The organism is Achromobacter sp. D7-1 (genome assembly GCF_059760445.1).
On sequence record NZ_JCBAMT010000026.1, the window covers coordinates 32,716 to 50,268 of the forward strand.

Annotated in this window: 15 protein-coding genes; 8 read left to right on the forward strand and 7 right to left on the reverse strand. The window is 66.1% G+C overall.

Translation table 11 applies throughout. From position 1 onward, the window contains the following. Positions 1-2 precede the first annotated feature (2 nt). From AC6LKD_RS13665 to AC6LKD_RS13685, 5 genes are read right to left on the reverse strand one after another with little or no spacing between them, the layout of a single operon-like run. Positions 3-494, reverse strand: a complete 492-nt coding sequence (locus tag AC6LKD_RS13665) for an aromatic-ring-hydroxylating dioxygenase subunit beta (protein WP_498116533.1) — start codon at positions 492-494, stop codon at positions 3-5. After that, on the reverse strand, positions 491-1,810 hold the full coding sequence (locus tag AC6LKD_RS13670) for an aromatic ring-hydroxylating dioxygenase subunit alpha (RefSeq protein WP_013391695.1): 1,320 nt from the start codon (positions 1,808-1,810) through the stop codon (positions 491-493). Before AC6LKD_RS13670 ends, AC6LKD_RS13665 begins: the two co-directional genes overlap by 4 nt. A gap of 22 nt (positions 1,811-1,832) precedes the next feature. Then, entirely contained in the window at positions 1,833-2,810 is a 978-nt protein-coding gene (locus AC6LKD_RS13675; protein ID WP_013391696.1) for a PDR/VanB family oxidoreductase, read from the reverse strand. A gap of 26 nt (positions 2,811-2,836) precedes the next feature. Next, a complete protein-coding gene (locus tag AC6LKD_RS13680) occupies positions 2,837-4,381 on the reverse strand; it encodes an indolepyruvate oxidoreductase subunit beta family protein (RefSeq protein WP_498116534.1) in 1,545 nt (514 codons plus the stop codon). A gap of 13 nt (positions 4,382-4,394) precedes the next feature. Continuing rightward, a complete protein-coding gene (locus tag AC6LKD_RS13685) occupies positions 4,395-6,617 on the reverse strand; it encodes a thiamine pyrophosphate-dependent enzyme (RefSeq protein WP_498116535.1) in 2,223 nt (740 codons plus the stop codon). Positions 6,618-6,987: 370 nt separating this feature from the next. Here AC6LKD_RS13685 and AC6LKD_RS13690 point away from each other — a divergent pair, with 370 nt between their 5' ends. From AC6LKD_RS13690 to AC6LKD_RS13715, 6 genes are all read left to right on the forward strand, one after another. Further along, positions 6,988-7,485 carry a MarR family winged helix-turn-helix transcriptional regulator gene (locus AC6LKD_RS13690; protein WP_492276056.1) on the forward strand — a complete coding sequence of 166 codons (498 nt, stop codon included), beginning with the start codon at positions 6,988-6,990 and terminating at the stop codon, positions 7,483-7,485. Positions 7,486-7,673: 188 nt separating this feature from the next. Continuing rightward, the gene (locus AC6LKD_RS13695; protein WP_498116536.1) at positions 7,674-9,245 is read left to right on the forward strand and encodes an ABC transporter substrate-binding protein; all 1,572 of its coding nucleotides are present in this window, start codon (positions 7,674-7,676) and stop codon (positions 9,243-9,245) included. 84 nt (positions 9,246-9,329) lie between these two features. Further along, a complete protein-coding gene (locus tag AC6LKD_RS13700) occupies positions 9,330-10,319 on the forward strand; it encodes an ABC transporter permease (RefSeq protein WP_498116537.1) in 990 nt (329 codons plus the stop codon). Continuing rightward, positions 10,319-11,233, forward strand: coding sequence for an ABC transporter permease (locus AC6LKD_RS13705; protein ID WP_054457374.1), 915 nt, complete (start codon positions 10,319-10,321; stop codon positions 11,231-11,233). Before AC6LKD_RS13700 ends, AC6LKD_RS13705 begins: the two co-directional genes overlap by 1 nt. A 7-nt stretch (positions 11,234-11,240) precedes the next feature. Next, positions 11,241-12,221: an ABC transporter ATP-binding protein gene (locus tag AC6LKD_RS13710; protein WP_498116538.1), complete on the forward strand. Its 981-nt coding sequence runs from the start codon at positions 11,241-11,243 to the stop codon at positions 12,219-12,221. After that, the gene (locus tag AC6LKD_RS13715) at positions 12,218-13,213 is read left to right on the forward strand and encodes an ABC transporter ATP-binding protein (RefSeq protein ID WP_013391704.1); all 996 of its coding nucleotides are present in this window, start codon (positions 12,218-12,220) and stop codon (positions 13,211-13,213) included. Before AC6LKD_RS13710 ends, AC6LKD_RS13715 begins: the two co-directional genes overlap by 4 nt. A gap of 60 nt (positions 13,214-13,273) precedes the next feature. On the opposite strand, the gene AC6LKD_RS13720 is transcribed toward AC6LKD_RS13715, so the two are convergent. Together AC6LKD_RS13720 and AC6LKD_RS13725 are read right to left on the reverse strand one after the other, a co-directional pair. After that, positions 13,274-13,813: a hypothetical protein gene (locus AC6LKD_RS13720; RefSeq protein ID WP_498116539.1), complete on the reverse strand. Its 540-nt coding sequence runs from the start codon at positions 13,811-13,813 to the stop codon at positions 13,274-13,276. A 137-nt stretch (positions 13,814-13,950) separates the two neighbouring features. Further along, positions 13,951-14,748 (reverse strand): AraC family transcriptional regulator, encoded by a 798-nt coding sequence (locus AC6LKD_RS13725; RefSeq protein ID WP_498116540.1) that lies wholly within the window; start codon positions 14,746-14,748, stop codon positions 13,951-13,953. 100 nt (positions 14,749-14,848) lie between these two features. On the opposite strand from AC6LKD_RS13725, the gene AC6LKD_RS13730 reads away from it, so the two are divergent. Further along, the gene (locus tag AC6LKD_RS13730; RefSeq protein WP_498116541.1) at positions 14,849-15,769 is read left to right on the forward strand and encodes a DMT family transporter; all 921 of its coding nucleotides are present in this window, start codon (positions 14,849-14,851) and stop codon (positions 15,767-15,769) included. 106 nt (positions 15,770-15,875) lie between these two features. Continuing rightward, on the forward strand, positions 15,876-17,549 hold the full coding sequence (gene ettA, locus AC6LKD_RS13735; protein ID WP_013391708.1) for an energy-dependent translational throttle protein EttA: 1,674 nt from the start codon (positions 15,876-15,878) through the stop codon (positions 17,547-17,549). Positions 17,550-17,553 lie beyond the last annotated feature (4 nt).

Sequence of the window (17,553 nt, forward strand, 5' to 3'; positions counted from 1 at the left end):
TCCTACATGAACAATTGGATATTGCCGAAGGCCGAATCGCAGTTGACGAGGTCGACGCGCTTCAAACGGATGCGCAAGACGCCATCCTGTTCCACCAGGTGGTGGGTGGCCCAGCCGGCGTACAGCGTCTGCGCGTCCTGCCGCGTTTCGACGTAATGGAAGGCGGTGCGGACCACGTGGCGGCCTTCGGCGGGGGCGGCGTCGGGATGGCCGTGCTCTACCGTGGGCGCTTGCAGCAGGTGATGGCAGCGGCTCTTGGGCTGCTGCGAGAAGGTGCGCAGGCCGGCCAGGCGCTCCACGCGCACGCGCAGCAGCAGCTTGTCTTCGTACATGAGCGAGGCGTGCAGCTTGGGATCGGTCTGGCCATGGGCCAGCGGCATCCAGTAATAGCCGTCTTCGGTGTACAGGTTCAGCCAGTCCTCGAAGCGCAGCTCGTCCAGCATGCGCGCCTCGGCGTAGACAAAATCGATCAACTCGCGGTCGCTTGCGCTCATACCGACTCCGGTCCGGTCATGTAGCGGCCCCATGCGCGGTACTGGTTGCGCATCTGCCATTCATTGGTGCCATTGGTGGCGACGTTCTTCTGGCCGAGCTCGTCGGGCGAGTACAGCCGGCCCACGTTGACCCAGTCCCGCGCGCGCGATTGCAGGCCGTCCTGGGCGCGCTCGTACATTTCCAGGTCATCGTGTCCGACCACAGACGTCGGGGCGTTGATCAGGCGGTTGTACATGAGTGTGCGTTCCAGCAGCAGGTCGGGCGCGCCCACCAGGCGGAAGGTCCAGGACTCCACCAGGGTGCGATCCGCGGCGATGGGCTTGAAGATGCGCAGCGTCTGGATCGGGCCCTTGACCATGATGTTGGGGAAGTACACGGTGTTGTGGCGCACGTCGCCCAGGATCTGCTTGGCGCGCTCTTCGCCGTAGGCGGCGACCATGGAATCCCAGTAGCCCGGCACGCCCGAGTACGAGGCATGGATGGAATCCGCCACGCCGGTATGGCCGTGGCCGTTCTCCCACACGCGTATGCCCATGTTCTCGAAGAATTCATAGGGCGAGATGAAGGGCGCGAACAGTTCCACCGCCATGGGCTTGGGCGTGCCTTCCGGCGCCTGTTCCCAGACCTTGACGGCCGTGCCTGCGGAAGATTCGTGCGCCACCATCGGGTGGCAGGTGTCGGTCTGGTTGTCGACCAGCATCTTCCAGTTGCAGCGGTGCATGTAGCGCAACACCCCGCCGGCGACTTCCAGCCGGCCCTCGGGCGAGCGATCCACCATGTTGTCCAGGGTGGACAGCGATTCGCCGAAGAAGTCCTCGAAGGACTGGCCTTCCGGGTTCAGGCGGCAGAACACGAAGCCGCGATGGTTCTTCACGTCCTTCACGGCGGCCATGCCCTGGCTGGCTTCGCAGTTTTCCAGGCCGGTGTTCTCGTAGCCCTTCTTCAGCGGGATGGACAGCAGGCTGCCGTCGGTCTTGAAAGTCCAGGCGTGATAGGGGCAGCGGAAGAACTTGCCGGTATTGCCGCAGGCATCGCCCGCCACCATGGTGCCCTTGTGCGGGCAGCGGTTGTGCAGCACCCGCACCGAACGGTCGCTGTGGCGCACCATCACCACCGGTTGGTTGCCGACCGTGGTGGTGACGTAGTCGCCCGGGTTGGGCACCTGGCTGTCGTGGCCGACATAGGCCCAGGTGTTGGCGTACAGGCGTTCCATCTCCAGCTCGAACAGCTCCTGGTCGATGAACAGGTCCTTGTGCACCTCGGTGTCGCGCAGCAGGGCGCGGATGGCGTCGGGATTGTCGCGGTATTTGGCCATGGTGGCGCTTCCTTGCGTCGGGCTACAGGTCCAGCACCAGGCGCGCCGATTTCGCGCGCGAGATGCAGATCTGGATGATCTTGCCGCTGGCTTTCTCGGTGTCCGAGAGGTAGTAGTCGCGGTGGTCGGGTTCGCCTTCCAGCACGGTGGCCTGGCAGACGCCGCATTCGCCGCGCTTGCAGTCGTACATCGGGTCGCAGCCTTCTTCTTCCATCACGTCGATGATGGTCTTGTCGGCGGGGATGGTCAGCACCCGGCCGGATTGGCGCAGCTCGACTTCGAAGGGCTGGTCGCCGGCCTGCGGCGCGGCGGTGGCGAAGAGTTCGAAATGGATATGGGCATCGGGCCAGTGGCGCGCGTGGGCGCCCTGGATGACGGCGTCGATCAGGCCCTTGGGGCCGCAGACGTACAGGTGCTGGCGCGGCGACGATGATTCCAGCAGCGCCTGCAGGTCGAAGCGACAGGACGGATCGTCGTCGGCGTGCAGGCTCAGGCTGTCTCCGGCCAGGGCCTGCAGCTCGGGCAGGAAGGCCAGCTGGTCCTTGCTGCGGCCGCAATAGTGCAGATGGAAGGCGCGGCCGGCGGCCTTGAGCGCGGCCGCCATGGACGCCACCGGCGTGATGCCTATGCCGCCCGCGATCAGCACCACCGGCTCGTCGCCGGCGGGCGATTCGTGCAGCGGGAAATCATTCTTTGGACCTTCGACCGTGAGCGTGTCGCCCGCGGCCAGCGCGTGCATGTGGCGCGATCCGCCCTGGCTGGTTTCTTCCAGACGCACGCCGAGCCGGTATTCGGCCGGCTGGGCGAACTTGCCGGCTTCGGGCGCCAGTTGCACCAGCGAATAGCAGCGCGGCTCGCGCAGGCCCGGCACCGTCACCTTCAGATGCGCGCCCGGTCCGAAGGCGGGCAGGGGGCCGGCGTCCTCGCGCGCCAGCCGGAACGAACGGATCAGCGGCGATTCCTGCCGGACTTCCCGGACGATGAGTTTCAGTGTCTGCACGGCGTTTGTCCCTATCTTGACTTGTCTCAGGCCGCCAGCTTGTCAGCCAGCTGGCGTTCCATGGGGCCGCATTTTTCATTGGCCAGCGCGGTTTCGCGCAGCGCGCGCAGCGTTTCGGCGGCGTCGGGCCGGCCGGCCAGCTGTTCCGCCGCGGCGAGCAACTGGCGGTACTTGCCGCCGCCGCGCACGTGCGTGTCGCTATAGCCCTTGACCAGGCGGCGGCAATTCACGGTTTCGACGGCCAGCGCGTAGTCGCGCGGGGCCAGCCTGGCGATCAGGTCCAGCCACTGTTCCAGGCCGGCGGCTTCGGTCTGGTGGCGCAGCGTGCTGCGGCGGAAGCGCCGCATGCCGGCCAGCGTGTACAGCATCAGGAAGCCGCCCAGTGTGCCGCTCTGCATGCGGCGGCCATGGCCCAGGCGGCGTTCGACGAAGCCGCCGAAGGCCTTGGATCCTTCGAGCCAGCGGCCCAGTCCGGCAGGCAAGGTGCCGCAGATCTCTTCCAGGCGCGGGTGCATGAATTCCGTGGTGTAGACCAGCTGGTCCGGGCGCGCACCCACTTCCTGGCGCACGCGGTCAAAGCGGGTGGCGCGGGTCTTCAGGTCGGCGACGCGGATCACGTCGTCGTAGGCCATGGCCGTGGCCACGTAGCGCGCGGCGGCACAGGTCAGCGCCCATTGCCGGGCCTCGCCGCCGTGGGCGGCGTCCAGGTCGCGGATGGCCTTCATGCGGCGCAGGTATTCGGTGGCGTAGGCCAGGTCCTGGAATTCGATCTGGCGGCGCACGCCCAGGGCCAGCATGGGCTGGGCACAGGCGGGGAAGTCGCGCTTGATCGTGTCCAGCAGGGCTTGCGCCTTGGGGCTGGCGGCGCGTTCGGGCACGGCCGGCACGGGGCGCGCCAGATCGATGGGGGCCGGCTGCGCGGGCGCCTGGTCGGCGGATTCGTAGCCCAGCGCAAAGGCGCGCAAGCTGGCTTCCACCCCCAGTCCGGCACGGCGCACCGTGGCTTCGAAATCGTCGCGCGAAAAGGGCAGGGCGCCGCTGCCGGCGACCGCGCCGAACAGGCTGGCGCTGATGACGCTTCCCGCGCGGTCGGCCAGGTCCTGCAGGTCGAAGCAGAGGAAGCGCTTGGCCGCGGCGCGGCCGGCTTCCAGCACTTTGTTCGGATCGGCGATGCCGTTGCCGGGCGCGGATTTTTCGCTGACCGCGTAGCTGCGGTGGGAAGAAGTCAGCAGCACCGTGCGTTCCGGCGTGACCAGGCCGCGCTGGATGGCGCGGCCGCCTTCCATCAGTTCGGCGGCGACCACCAGGTCGACATCGCCCGGGGTCGGCATCAGCGCCAGGGCGGGTTGCCGTCCGGCGCGTTGCACCTCCGATTCGGGCAGCAGCTCCAGGTAATAGATGGTGGCGCCGGTACGCTGGGCCACGCCCGGCACCGAAGTGGTCTGGGCCCACCAGCCGGCGTGCTCGGCCATGTCGACGATCCAGTCGGCCAGCACGCCGCCGCCCTGGCCGCCCATGGCCAGGATGGCGATCTTGATCGGGTTGGCTTGTTGCATAGCGGCCGGGTTCATGGAACGGTTGTCCTCAGAGGGCGTAGTGGGCCAGGCGCGCGGCGCGGCGGCGTTGCAGGAAGCCGATGACGGCGGTGCGCATGCGCGCCAGGAAGCGGTCGCGGCCGGTCGGGTTGTGGACGATGTCGGCGCGGTAGAAGGACGGGCAGAGCACGGCCGCGTGCGCGACCTCGCCGCAATTGCCGCAGCCCACGCAGCTGCTTTCGACGTGGGCCACCGGGTCTTCCTTCAAGGGGTCGCCGCTGTCCTTGACCGTCAGCGACGGGCAGCCCGACAGGCGGATGCAGGCGTGGTCGCCGGTGCAGACGTCCGGGTCCACGCCGAAGCGTTCCTTCACCACGCGCTTGCCTTCCTTGACTGCCTTGTTGAACAGCGGCTTGATGCGGCGCTGCTTGTTCAGCATGCATTCCGACTGCGCGATGATGACCTTGGGGCCCTTGATGTCGGTGGTCAGCGCTTCCTCGATGGTGGCGCGCACCTTGGCCACGTCATAGGTGCGGTCCAGCGTGCGCACCCATTTCACGCCCACGCCGCGCACGGCCTGATCGATGGGGTTGTTGGTGGAGCGGTCCGGATTCTCGGCGCGCGAGGACAGGATGTCCTGGCCGCCCGTGGCCGAGGCGTAGAAATTGTCGACGATGACGATGACGCCGTCGTACTTGTTGAACACCGCGTTGCCGATGCCCGAGGACAGCCCGTTATGCCAGAAGCCGCCGTCGCCCATGATGGAGATGGGACGCTTGGCGGCGGGCACGTTGAAGGCCGCCGCGCTGGAGGCGCCCAGGCCGTAGCCCATGGTGGTGGCGCCCAGGTTGAACGGCGGCAGGATGGAGAACAGGTGGCAACCGATGTCGCAGGAGATGTGGTGCTGGCCCAGCGTCTCCTGCGCCAGGGTCAGGGCCGAGAAGATCGGCCGTTCCGGACAGCCTGTACAGAAGCCGGCGGGGCGCGGCGGCACCACGGCGGCCAGGCCCTCGACGTGCTTGTGGAAGGTGATGGGCTGTTCGGCCGGGCGGGCGGGCTTGGGCCGTGCCACCTCGGTGATCTGGAGCTGGCTGGCGGCGGCTTCGGCGTCGGCCGCGGCGGCGGGATGCGTCTGCAGCGATTCCGGACGCTGACGCTTGAGGAATTCGCGCAGGCCGTCGCGCATGACCTGGGTGGTGTATTCGCCCGCCATCGGCAGCACGTCCTTGCCGGACAGCCGGGTGTCGATGCCGGCGCGGCGCAGCACGGCGTGCAGGTTCTGTTCGATGTAGTCCGGCTGGCCTTCTTCCAGCAGCAGCACGGCGCGCTTGCCGCGGCAGAAGGCTATGACCTCGTCCTCGATGACGGGGTAGGTCACGTTCATGACGTACAGCGGGATGCGGCTGTTGCCGAAGTTGTCGGCCAGGCCCAGCAGTTGCAGGGCGCGGATCACGCCGTTGTAGAGGCCGCCTTGCAGGATCAGTCCGATATCGTCCTGGTCGCCGTCGAAGTGCTCGTTGAGCTTGTGTTCCTTGATGTAGCGGATCGCGGCGGGCCAGCGTTCCTTGATCTTTTCCTGCTCGTGCAGGAAGGAGGCGGGCGGCAGCACGATGCGGCTGGTGTCGCGCGCCGGGCTTTCCAGCGCCTGCGCCAGCGAGAAGGCGGGACGCTTGTTTTCCTTGGCGATGAAGCGGCCGTGCACGTGGCAGCCGCGGATGCGTAGCTGCAGCATCACGGGCGTCTTGCTGGCCTCGGACAGCTCGAAGCCGTCTTCCACGGCCTTGACCATGCTTTCCAGATTGGGGCGTGGATCCAGCAGCCAGATCTGCGACTTCATGGCGAACGCATGCGAGCGTTCCTGCATGATGGACGAGCCTTCGCCGTAGTCCTCGCCCACGATCACGAGCGAGCCGCCCGTGACGCCGCCGGAAGCCAGGTTGGCCAGCGCGTCGGACGCGACGTTGGTGCCTACCGTGGATTTCCAGGTGACGGCGCCGCGGATGGGGTACATGACCGAGGCTGCCAGCGTGGCCGCCGCCGTGGCTTCGGAGGCGCTGGCCTCGAAGTGCACGCCCAGTTCCTGGAGAATGTCGTTGGCGTCGGCCAGCACGTCCATCAGGTGCGAGATCGGCGAACCCTGATAGCCCGCGACGTAGCCCACGCCGGATTGCAGCAAGGCCTTGGTGACCGCAAGAATGCCTTCTCCGCGGAACTCTTCGCCCGCGCCGATGCGCAATTGCTGGACTTCTTTTTTGAAAGACCTTTCAGCCATCTGGCACTCCTTCGCGGCCCGGCCTGCGGGTCCTCAATGGTTGCTGCTGCGCAGCATCGTCACGTCAGGAAATTCTCGTCTTAAAAATACTTTAGGAGTCAACGTTTTAGCTGTCAACAAAAAAGATGAAATTTCATGGAAAACAAAAAATATCACGCTAAAACAATGACGTATATACTCGTTGTTCTCTAGTTCGCAGCGCGATTCAGGCGCTGCGATGGTGCGAAAACGGGTTGCGATTCCGGGTATACCCTGTGCTGCGCAACAGCATTGCGGCACATCATGGCGCGTGGTTGCGCCAGCGTGGTGCAATGCGCATTTCGTCGGGCCGGCGCAGGCCCTGGATTCCGGTGCGTGGGAGCAAAGCAACATGCGGTTGGACAAGCAGCGGGACACGGACGCGGCGGCGCACAAGGCCCGCTTCGTCGATGGTTATCTGGCCTATCTGCTGGCGCAGGCCAGCCAGCGCATTTCTGCGGAATTCCATCTGCAGGTGAATGCGGCCGGCCTGTCGGTGACCGAATGGCGGGTACTGGCCAGCCTGCAGGGCAGCCCGGGCGAAACCATAGGCATGCTGGCGGTGCTGGCCATCACCAAGCAGCCGACCTTGAGCAAGGTGGTGCAGCGCATGGAGGCCGAAGGCCTGGTGGCGCGCACCGGCGTGCGCGCCGACCGGCGCCAGACCCGGGTCTGCATCACCGCCAAGGGCAGCAACCTGATCGCCGCGCTGTGCGATCAGGCCTTGCAGCACCAGAAGGCCGTGCTCGCGCCTTTCGGCGAGGAAAAAGCCGCGATGCTGATCGACATGCTCGAGGTACTGATGACGGAGCACGTGCCGCTGGAACTGTCGGTGCCGGACGACGAATAGCTGGGCGGACGCCCCCCGGACATACCCAACGCTGTTTGCTTCGATTATTTTGTTACAAGCTTATGTGTCCCCAATAGGTTTTCCCTCTGTGAAAACCCCCTACGGTACGCATAAACCCTCAATTGACGGAGGTCTTGCGGCTAGGCAATATCGCGCCGGTATTCAGACTACAGTCAGGAGTTGAACCTATGCGCCGCACTTTGATTGCTATCGCGATCGCCGCCGCCGTCGCCTTGCCCACGATCGGGCAGGCCAAGACCTTCCGCTGGGCCGCCCAGGGCGACATCCTCACCTTCGATCCGCACTCGCAGAACGAAGGCATGACGATCGCCGCCAACAGCTATGTCTACGAACCGCTGGTGGACTACGACAAGTCCTTCAAGATCAACCCGCGTCTGGCCACGGAATGGGAGCAGGTGTCGCCCACGCTGTACCGCTTCAAGCTGCGCCCCGGCGTGAAGTTCCATGACGGCGCCGCCTTTACCGCCGACGACGTGGTGTTCTCGATCCACCGCGCCATGGCGCCCACCTCGAACTACAAGGCCTACACCACCGGCATCAAGGAAGCGCGCAAGGTCGACGACCTGACGGTCGAGATCGAAACCTCGGCGCCCAATCCCGTGCTGCTGCGCCAGCTGACCAACGTGTTCATCATGAACAAGGCCTGGTCGGAAAAGAACAACGTCGCCAAGCCGCAGGACTTCGTCAACAAGGAAGAGACCTACGCCGCGCGCAACACCAACGGCACCGGCCCCTACAAGCTGAAGTCGCGCGAAGTGGACGTGCGCACGGTGTTCGAGGAAAACAAGGACTGGTGGAACAAGGCTGGCAAGGCCGGCAACGTGACCGAGGTCGTGTTCACGCCGATCAAGCAGAACGCCACGCGCACCGCGGCGCTGCTGTCGGGCGAAATCGACTTCGTGCTGGATCCGGCGGCCCAGGACCTGGAGCGCCTGCGCCAGTCCGCCAAGGTCGTGGAAGGCAACGAATACCGCACCATCTACCTGGGCCTGGACCAGAAGCGTCCGGAACTCCAGTACTCCAACATCAAGGGCAAGAACCCGTTCCAGGACATCCGCGTGCGCGAGGCGCTGTACCGCGCCATCGACGTGGACGCGATCAAGCGCGCCGTGATGCGCGGCCTGTCCGCACCCACCGGCACGATGATCGCGCCGCAGGTGCATGGCTGGGCCCAGACCCTGCAGGCACGCGTGCCCTACGATCCGGAAAAGTCGCGCGCCCTGCTGAAGGAAGCCGGCTATGACGGCACGCTGAACTTCACGCTGGATTGCCCGAACAACCGCTATATCAACGACGAAGCCATCTGCCAGGCGGTCGTCGGCATGTGGGCCAAGGTCGGCGTCAAGGCCACCATGAATGCCATGCCGCGCTCCACCTATTTCCCCAAGGTGCAGTCGTTCGACACCAGCGCCTTCCTGTTCGGCTGGGGCGTGCCCACGTTCGACGCCATGTACACGTTGCAGAACCTGATCCGCACCAAGGGCGAGGGCGCGGACGGCATGTACAACCTGGGCAACTACAGCAACAAGGAACTGGACGTCATCATCGACCGGATCAAGACCGAGACCGATCCGGCCAAGCGCGACGCCGACATCATCACCGTGCTGCAAGGGCACGCCAAGGACTTCGGCCACATCCCGCTGCACGACCAGGTCATTCCCTGGGCCATGCGCAAGAACGTCACGGTCGTCCACCGTGCCGACAATCGCCTCGTTGCCGATTGGGTCAAGGTTGACTGATCCAGGCTAATCAAACGGCGCAGCCCGTCGGCCTGTTCATGCTGAACAGGCCGGCGGGCTTTCGCTGTTACGCCTTTTCCGCCTATGTTTGCTTTCATACTGCGTCGCCTGTTGCAGGCCGTAGCGGTGATGCTCACCGTCGCGCTACTGGCCTTTGTGCTTTTTCAATACGTCGGCGACCCTGTCACCATCATGCTGGGACAGGACGCCACCGATGCCGAGCGCATCGAACTGCGTGAGCGCCTGGGGCTGAACGAGCCCGCCATCGTCCAATTCGGCCATTTCGTGGCCAACGCCCTGCAGGGCAATTTCGGCATCTCCCTGCGCCAGAGCGAACCCGTTTCCACCCTGCTGAAATCCCGCCTGCCAGCCACGCTGGAGCTGTCGATGGTGGCTGCCTTGCTGGCATTGCTGGTGGGCGTGCCGCTGGGCGTGTACACCGCGCTCAAGCGCAACAGCCTGGTGTCGCAGCTGTTGCTGGCGGGCTCCTTGCTGGGCGTGTCGCTGCCCACCTTCCTGATCGGCATCCTGCTGATCCTGGTGTTCTCCGTGCAGCTGGGCTGGCTGCCCAGCTACGGGCGGGGCGACACCGTCAGCGTGGGCTGGTGGTCATCGGGACTATTCACCGCCACGGGCTGGAAGCACCTGATCCTGCCGTCCATCACCTTGTCGCTGTTCCAGATGACCCTGGTGCTGCGGCTGGTGCGTTCGGAGATGCTGGAGGTGCTGCGTTCGGACTACATCAAGTTCGCCCGCGCCCGGGGCCTGAAGCGCCGCACCATCCACTTCGGCCATGCGCTGAAGAACACGATGGTGCCGGTCATCACCATTACCGGCCTGCAGCTGGGCGGCATCATCGCCTTTGCCATCGTCACGGAAACCGTGTTCCAGTGGCCGGGCATGGGGTTGCTGTTCATCCAGGCGGTGCAGTTCGCCGATGTGCCTGTCATGGCGGCCTACCTGTGCCTGATCGCGCTGGTATTCGTGGTGATCAACCTGATCGTCGATCTTTTGTATTTTGTCGTGGACCCGCGCCTGCGTTCCGGGCTGACCCGCGGCGGGGGGGCTCACTGATGCGCGCCGTACTCAAACGCTGGTGGGACAGCGACATCGCCTGGGCCTGGCGCCGGGCGCCCGTGGCCATCATCGCCACCGTGATGCTGGCGCTGCTGCTGATCGGCTCCTTCGGGGCCGGCTGGGTGGCGCCGCACAACCCGTTCGACCTGACCAAGGTGGAACTGCTGGACGCGCTGCTGCCGCCGGCCTGGGAGGCCAACGGCCTGCCGACCTATCTGCTGGGTACCGACAGCCAGGGCCGCGACCTGTACTCGGCCATCCTGTACGGCACTCGCGTGTCGCTCTTGATCGGCCTGGCTTCGGTGCTGCTGTCCATGCTGATCGGCATCGTGCTGGGGCTGATCTCGGGCTACGCGGGCGGGCGCATCGATGCCTTCATCATGCGTATCGCCGATGTGCAGCTGTCGTTTCCTGCGATCCTGATTGCGCTGCTGATCGACGGCGTGGCGCGGGCGGCGGTGCCGCGCGAGCTGCACGAGCTGATCGCGTTCCCGGTGCTGATCGGCGCGATCGCGCTGGCGGGCTGGCCGCAGTACGCGCGCACGGTGCGCGGCTCCACCCTGGTGGAGAAGAACCGCGAGTACGTGCAGGCGGCGCGCGTGATCGGCGTGGCCTCGCCCGTCATCATGTTCCGCCACGTGCTGCCCAATGTGCTGGGACCGGTGCTGGTGCTGGCCACGGTGCATCTGGCCACGGCCATCATCACCGAAGCGACGCTGTCGTTCCTGGGCGTGGGGGTGCCGCCGACGGCGCCGTCGCTGGGCACGCTGATCCGCATCGGCAACGACTTCCTGTTTTCAGGGGAATGGTGGATCACCATCTTCCCGGGCGCTGCGTTGGTGCTGCTGGTGCTGTCGGTCAACCTGCTGGGCGACTGGCTGCGCGATGCGCTTAACCCCCGCCTGAATTGAGGTTTACATGAGCGCATTACTAGAAGTCCGCAATCTGCGCGTGGAGTTCCCCACGCGCCGCGGCACGCTGCGCGCCCTGGACGACGTGTCGTTTTCCATCCAGGCTGGCGAAGTCCTGGGCGTAGTGGGCGAATCCGGCGCCGGCAAATCCTTGACCGGCGCATCCATCATCGGTCTGCTGGAGCCCCCCGGGCGAATCGCCGCGGGCGAGATCCTGCTGGCGGGCCGCCGTATCGACAACCTGCCCGACGAACAGATGCGCCGCGTGCGCGGCCGCGAAATCGGCGCGGTGTTCCAGGACCCGCTGACCTCGCTGAACCCGCTGTACACGGTAGGCCGGCAATTGGCGGAAACCATCGTGACCCACCTGGACCTGAGCTGGTCCCAGGCGCGCAACCGCGCGGTGGAGCTGCTGGCATCGACCGGCATCCCGGCCGCGCGCGAGCGCATCGACCACTACCCGCACCAGTTTTCCGGCGGCATGCGGCAGCGCGTGGTGATCGCGCTGGCGCTTGCGGCCGAACCCAAGCTGGTGGTGGCGGACGAACCCACGACCGCGCTGGACGTGTCGATCCAGGCGCAGATCATCGAGCTGCTCAAGCGCCTGTGCCGCGAAAACGGCACGGCGGTGATGCTGATCACGCACGACATGGGTGTGATTGCCGAAACCGCCGACCGCGTGGCGGTGATGTACGCGGGCCGCGTGGCCGAGATCGGCCCGGTGGCGGACGTGATCCACAAGCCGCGCCATCCCTACACGACAGGACTGATGGGATCGATCCCGTCGCTGGAAGGGCATGCTGAAAGACTGGTGCAGATCGACGGCAGCATGCCGCGCCTGAACGCCATTCCGCCGGGCTGTGCCTTCAATCCGCGCTGCGGCCAGCGTCTGCCGCGTTGCGGCGTGGAGCGGCCGGAGCTGATGGCGGCCGGCACCTCGCGCGCGGCCTGTTGGCTGCACGACAACAACGATAAGGTGGCCGCATGACGACGCCCTTGGTAGAAGTAAAGGACGCCGCGCGCTGGTTCGATGTGTCGCCGCCGTGGCTGGAGCGCAAGCTCGCGGGCAAGCCGCGCGTGATGCTGCGCGCCGTGGACGGGGTCTCGTTCGAGATCGCGCGCGGCGAAACGCTGGCGCTGGTGGGCGAATCGGGCTGCGGCAAGTCGACCGTGGCGCGCATGCTGGTGGGCCTGTACGGCCTGACCCGCGGCGACATCCGTTTTGACGGACAGCCCTTGTCGCGCATGTCGGAGCCGGGCGGCCGCGCCCTGCGCAAGCGCCTGCAAATGATTTTCCAGGATCCCTATGCCAGCCTGAATCCGCGCTGGCGCGTGGGCCGCATCATCGCCGAGCCCATGCTGACCCACACCGCCATGACGGCCGACGAGCGCAGCGCGCGCGTCGGCGAACTGCTCAAGCAGGTGGGCCTGGATCCGGCCGACCAGGGCCGCTATCCGCACCAGTTTTCAGGCGGCCAGCGCCAGCGCATTTCGATTGCGCGGGCGCTGGCGGTGAATCCCGAGTTCCTGGTGTGCGACGAGCCGACCTCGGCGCTGGACGTGTCGGTGCAGGCGCAGGTGCTGAACCTGATGAAGGACCTGCAGCGCAACCTGGGGCTGACCTATCTGTTCATTTCCCACAACCTGGCGGTGGTGCACCACGTGGCCGACCGGGTAGGGGTGATGTACCTGGGCCGCATGGTGGAAGTGGCGCCGCGCGACGAGTTGTTCGCGCGACCGCGCCATCCGTACACGCGCATGCTGCTGGAAGCCATTCCCGACATCAACGGCGCGGGCAAGCCGCGCACCGCGGTGGCGGGCGAAGTGCCCAATCCCTTGAACCCGCCTTCGGGCTGCACCTTCCATCCGCGCTGCCCGCATGCGAATGAGCGCTGCAAGGCCGAGGCGCCAGCGGCGATGGCGGCGGGAGTGTCGGTGGTGGCCTGCCACGCCGTGCAGGAAGGGCGGATCTCCGTCTGATCCGTGGACGGCGCGGTTGCCTGGCGCCAGGCCAGCCGCAACGCGCCGTCCGGCGCCGCTTCAGTGGCGGTGGTTGTGGTCGTGAGGGTGATCGTGGTCGTGGCCGTCCGCCTCGTCCTCATCGTCCTCGTCTTCCTCGTCCTCGTCCTCGTCATCCTCCGCGTCCGGATCCTCCGGCACGGGCTCTTCCGTCAGGGCGAACGGCAGCACATCTTCCAGATTGTCGGACCAGGCGGACTCTTCGCCGTCGTGGTCCAGCTTGATGAAGCGCTCGCCTTCGTTCAGCGAGATCTCGACGGCCCAGAGGTAAAGGCAGTCGTAGGTGTCGTCATCGGACTGGGGCAGGCCGCCGCGATTGCCCAGCAGGCGGGCGCCGGGGCCGCCCAGCTGCACATGGGTCTGGTCTTCGTCGGGCTTGGCGTTTTCATCCATGGGCACGCCAAAGGTCACCCATTCGGTGCCGTCATCGCCCAGCACCACTTCGGCCAGCACGGGTTTGCCCAGATAGGCGCTCAGGGCGTCGGCGGTCTTGGCCAGCATGTCCAGTTCGGCGGTACTGAAATGGGTCAAGGAAGCGGGGGGAGTGGCGGAGGCAGACATGAAGAGGGTTCCTGGGCGCGATGAAGCCGCGACGGCACGGCAAGATATGGGCCCGCTACAGGCCCTGGCTACAGCCGTATTGTCTCGCGATCGGCCGCGCCTTGCATCAGGCGCTTGGATGACGCGGTTTCCCGGGGTCATGGCGCGGGCGCGCCGCCCTGGCTGCGCCTGCGCGCGTTGTCGGGCGATTCACCCGTAAGCCGCTGGAACATGGCGATGAAGGCCGAGGGCGTGCTGTAGCCCAGCTCGCGCGCGACGGCCTGTACCGGCCGGCCCGCGTCCAGCATGCCCAGGGCGCTGACCACGCGCAGCCGCAGGCGCCATTCATTGAACGACATGCCCAGGTGCTGCTGGCAGTGGCGCAGCAGCGTACGTTCAGTGATGTTCGCGGTGGCGGCCCAGTGCGCGGCGCCGCGCTTGTCGCCCGGGCTGTGCTGCAGCGCCGACAGGATGGGCGCGAGCAGCGGATCGGAGGTGGCGGGCAGGTAACTGGCGTAGGCCCGCGCCTGGCGCGCCTGGTCGATGACGATCTGCGCCATGCGCCGGTCTTCCGGCGTATCCGGATAGCTGATGCCGCGCCGTTCGAAGTCGCCCAGGATGGCGCGCATGACCGGGCTGATCTCCAGCGTGCACGGTTCCTTGGGCAGGTCGGCGCAGGCCGCGGCAGGGATGTCGATGCAGGCGTAGTGCACCTCGCCTTCGTTCTGGCAGCAATGCTCGACATGCGGCGGTATCCAGATGGCGTACTGCGGCGGCGACAGATAGGTGATGTCGCCTATGCCGATTTCCATGATGCCGGAGATGGCGAGGTTCAGTTCCGCCCAGGGCGAGCTGTGGCGCTTCATGCGCGAGTTCGGCGTGAAATGCAGGATGCGGCAGGCCAGCGGATAGGGCAGGTGGCTGGCCAGGGCGGGCGCGGAGTCGGCGGCTGACATGTCGGAACTTCGTCTGGTTTTGTCTGTTTTTCATTATATACATCAGGTCGGACAGATCCTACACTTGCTCTGTCTCATCCTTACCTGTGCATTGCCCCTCATGACCCGTGTTTCCTCCCCGCATATTCCCGCCCGTTACCTGCTGTACCCGCTGCTGGCGGCCCTGATCTGGTCGGTCAACATGATCGTCACCAAGATGGCGGCCAGCGCCATCGCGCCGGCCGCCATCGGCTTCTACCGCTGGGCCCTGGCCGGCGTGGCGCTGACGCCCTTCGTGCTGCCGGGCGTCTGGGCGCAGCGCCGCCAGATTCTGGCGAACTTGCCCAAGCTGGCGGTGCTGGGCGGGTTGGGCATGGCGCTGTACCAGGGCCTGGCCTATGTGGCGGCGGCCAGCACCACGGCCACCAATATGGGCATCATCACCGCGATGATTCCGCTGATGACCATAGCGGTGGTGGCGCTGCTGTTGCGCGAACTGCCCTCGGTCATGGCCATGCTGGGCGGCCTGCTGTCGCTGGCGGGCCTGGCCCTGCTGATCGGCGAGGGCGATCCCGCGCGCCTGTTGGAAGTGGGCGCCAACCGTGGCGACCTGCTGATGGGCATAGGCGCGCTGGCCTACGCGCTGTACGGGGTGCTGCTGCGCCGCTGGGCCTTGCCGGTGGGGCCGTGGCAGTCGCTGTATGTGCAGGTGGCTTTCGGCGTGCTGTTCCAGCTGCCGGCCTTCCTGATGGCGCCGCCTTCGCCGCTCAATGGCGACAACCTGCCGCTGGTGCTGTATGCGGCGGTGTTTCCGTCGCTGTTCGCGCCCTTCCTGTGGATGCAGGGCGTGAAGCACCTGGGACCCAACCGCGCCAGCATCTTCCTGAATGTCATGCCGGTGGCCACGGTGGCGATCGCGGCCGTGTTCCTGGACGAAAAGCCGCATCTGTTCCACATCGTCGGCGGGGCGATGGCGCTGGCCGGGGTGATGCTGGCGCAGACGGGTACGGGGGCCAGGGCGGCGCGCCCCAAGGTCGCTTGAAGGCCGGGACAGGCGACGCAGGCCGGGTATCCGGCCACGGACACACGCGGGTCAGGGTTCCGGCCTACAATCAACGGTTCATCAGCTATATCACTCCTACGAGCCCATGGCCCAATACGTCTACACCATGAACCGCGTCGGCAAGATCGTGCCGCCCAAGCGGCAGATCCTGCGCGATATCTCGCTTTCGTTTTTTCCTGGCGCCAAGATCGGCGTGCTGGGCCTGAACGGCTCGGGCAAGTCGACGCTGCTGAAGATCATGGCCGGCGTCGATAAGGAAATCGAGGGCGAAGCCATCCCCATGCCGGGCCTGAATATCGGCTACCTGCCGCAGGAACCGCAGCTCAACCCCGAGCACACGGTGCGCCAGTCGGTGGAAGAGGGCCTGGGCGCCGTCGTCACCGCCAAGAAGCGCCTGGACGAGGTCTATGCCGCCTACGCCGAGCCGGACGCCGATTTCGACGCGCTGGCCGCTGAGCAGGCCGAGCTCGAAGCCATCATCGCCGCCGCAGCCTCCAGCGGCGCGGACGATATCGAACACCAGATGGAAATCGCGGCCGACGCGCTGCGCCTGCCGCCCTGGGACGCCATCGTCGGCAAGCTGTCCGGCGGCGAAAAGCGCCGCGTGGCGCTGTGCCGCCTGCTGCTGTCCAAGCCCGACATGCTGCTGCTGGACGAACCCACCAACCATCTGGACGCCGAAAGCGTGGAATGGCTGGAGCAGTTCCTGCACAAGTTCCCGGGGACCGTGGTGGGCGTGACCCACGACCGCTACTTCCTGGACAACGCGGCCGAATGGATCCTGGAACTGGACCGCGGCTACGGTATTCCCTGGAAGGGCAACTACAGCTCGTGGCTGGAGCAGAAGGAAGACCGCCTGAAGCAGGAAGAGTCGTCCGAATCCGCCCGCCAGAAGACCATCAAGAAGGAATTGGAGTGGGTGCGCCAGAACCCGAAGGGCCGCCAGGCCAAGGCCAAGGCGCGCCTGGCCCGCTTCGAGGAACTGTCGTCCTACGAATACCAGAAGCGCAACGAAACCCAGGAAATCTTCATTCCGGTGGGCGAGCGCCTGGGCAACGAGGTCATCGAATTCAATAACGTCAGCAAGGCCTACGGCGACCGCCTGCTGATCGACAACCTCAGCTTCAAGGTGCCGCCTGGCGCCATCGTCGGCATCATCGGCGCCAACGGCGCCGGTAAGTCGACGCTGTTCCGCATGATCGCGGGCCGCGAGCAGCCCGATTCGGGCGAGGTCAACATCGGCCAGACCGTCAAGCTGGCCTACGTGGACCAGTCGCGCGATGCGCTGGAAGACAAGAAGACCGTGTTCGACGCGGTGGCCGACGGCGCCGACCTGCTCACCGTGGGCAAGTTCGAAATGTCGTCGCGCGCCTATCTGGGCCGCTTCAACTTCAAGGGCGGCGACCAGAACAAGGTCGTGGGCCAGTTGTCCGGCGGTGAACGCGGCCGCCTGCACATGGCCAAGACGCTGATCGCCGGCGGCAACGTGCTGCTGCTGGACGAACCGTCCAACGACCTCGACGTCGAAACGCTGCGCGCGCTGGAAGACGCGCTGCTGGAGTTCCCCGGCAGCGTCATGGTCATCAGCCACGATCGCTGGTTCCTGGACCGCATCGCCACGCACATCCTGGCCTTCGAAGGCGACTCGCAAGTCGTGTTCTTCGACGGCAACTACCAGGAATACGAGGCCGACAAGAAGCGCCGCCTGGGCGAAGAGGGCGCCAAGCCCAAGCGCCTGCGCTACAAGGCCCTGAAGTAATCAG

Bases quoted from the DNA above. Each gene is read 5' to 3' on its own strand.
- AC6LKD_RS13725 (WP_498116540.1), bottom strand. From the start codon at position 14,748: ATGTCAGCCGCCGACTCCGCGCCCGCCCTGGCCAGCCACCTGCCCTAT.
- AC6LKD_RS13730 (WP_498116541.1), top strand. From the start codon at position 14,849: ATGACCCGTGTTTCCTCCCCGCATATTCCCGCCCGTTACCTGCTGTAC.
- AC6LKD_RS13710 (WP_498116538.1), top strand. From the start codon at position 11,241: ATGAGCGCATTACTAGAAGTCCGCAATCTGCGCGTGGAGTTCCCCACG.
- AC6LKD_RS13720 (WP_498116539.1), bottom strand. From the start codon at position 13,813: ATGTCTGCCTCCGCCACTCCCCCCGCTTCCTTGACCCATTTCAGTACC.
- AC6LKD_RS13685 (WP_498116535.1), bottom strand. From the start codon at position 6,617: ATGGCTGAAAGGTCTTTCAAAAAAGAAGTCCAGCAATTGCGCATCGGC.
- AC6LKD_RS13705 (WP_054457374.1), top strand. From the start codon at position 10,319: ATGCGCGCCGTACTCAAACGCTGGTGGGACAGCGACATCGCCTGGGCC.
- AC6LKD_RS13665 (WP_498116533.1), bottom strand. From the start codon at position 494: ATGAGCGCAAGCGACCGCGAGTTGATCGATTTTGTCTACGCCGAGGCG.
- AC6LKD_RS13700 (WP_498116537.1), top strand. From the start codon at position 9,330: ATGTTTGCTTTCATACTGCGTCGCCTGTTGCAGGCCGTAGCGGTGATG.
- AC6LKD_RS13695 (WP_498116536.1), top strand. From the start codon at position 7,674: ATGCGCCGCACTTTGATTGCTATCGCGATCGCCGCCGCCGTCGCCTTG.
- AC6LKD_RS13690 (WP_492276056.1), top strand. From the start codon at position 6,988: ATGCGGTTGGACAAGCAGCGGGACACGGACGCGGCGGCGCACAAGGCC.
- AC6LKD_RS13670 (WP_013391695.1), bottom strand. From the start codon at position 1,810: ATGGCCAAATACCGCGACAATCCCGACGCCATCCGCGCCCTGCTGCGC.
- ettA (WP_013391708.1), top strand. From the start codon at position 15,876: ATGGCCCAATACGTCTACACCATGAACCGCGTCGGCAAGATCGTGCCG.
- AC6LKD_RS13715 (WP_013391704.1), top strand. From the start codon at position 12,218: ATGACGACGCCCTTGGTAGAAGTAAAGGACGCCGCGCGCTGGTTCGAT.
- AC6LKD_RS13680 (WP_498116534.1), bottom strand. From the start codon at position 4,381: ATGAACCCGGCCGCTATGCAACAAGCCAACCCGATCAAGATCGCCATC.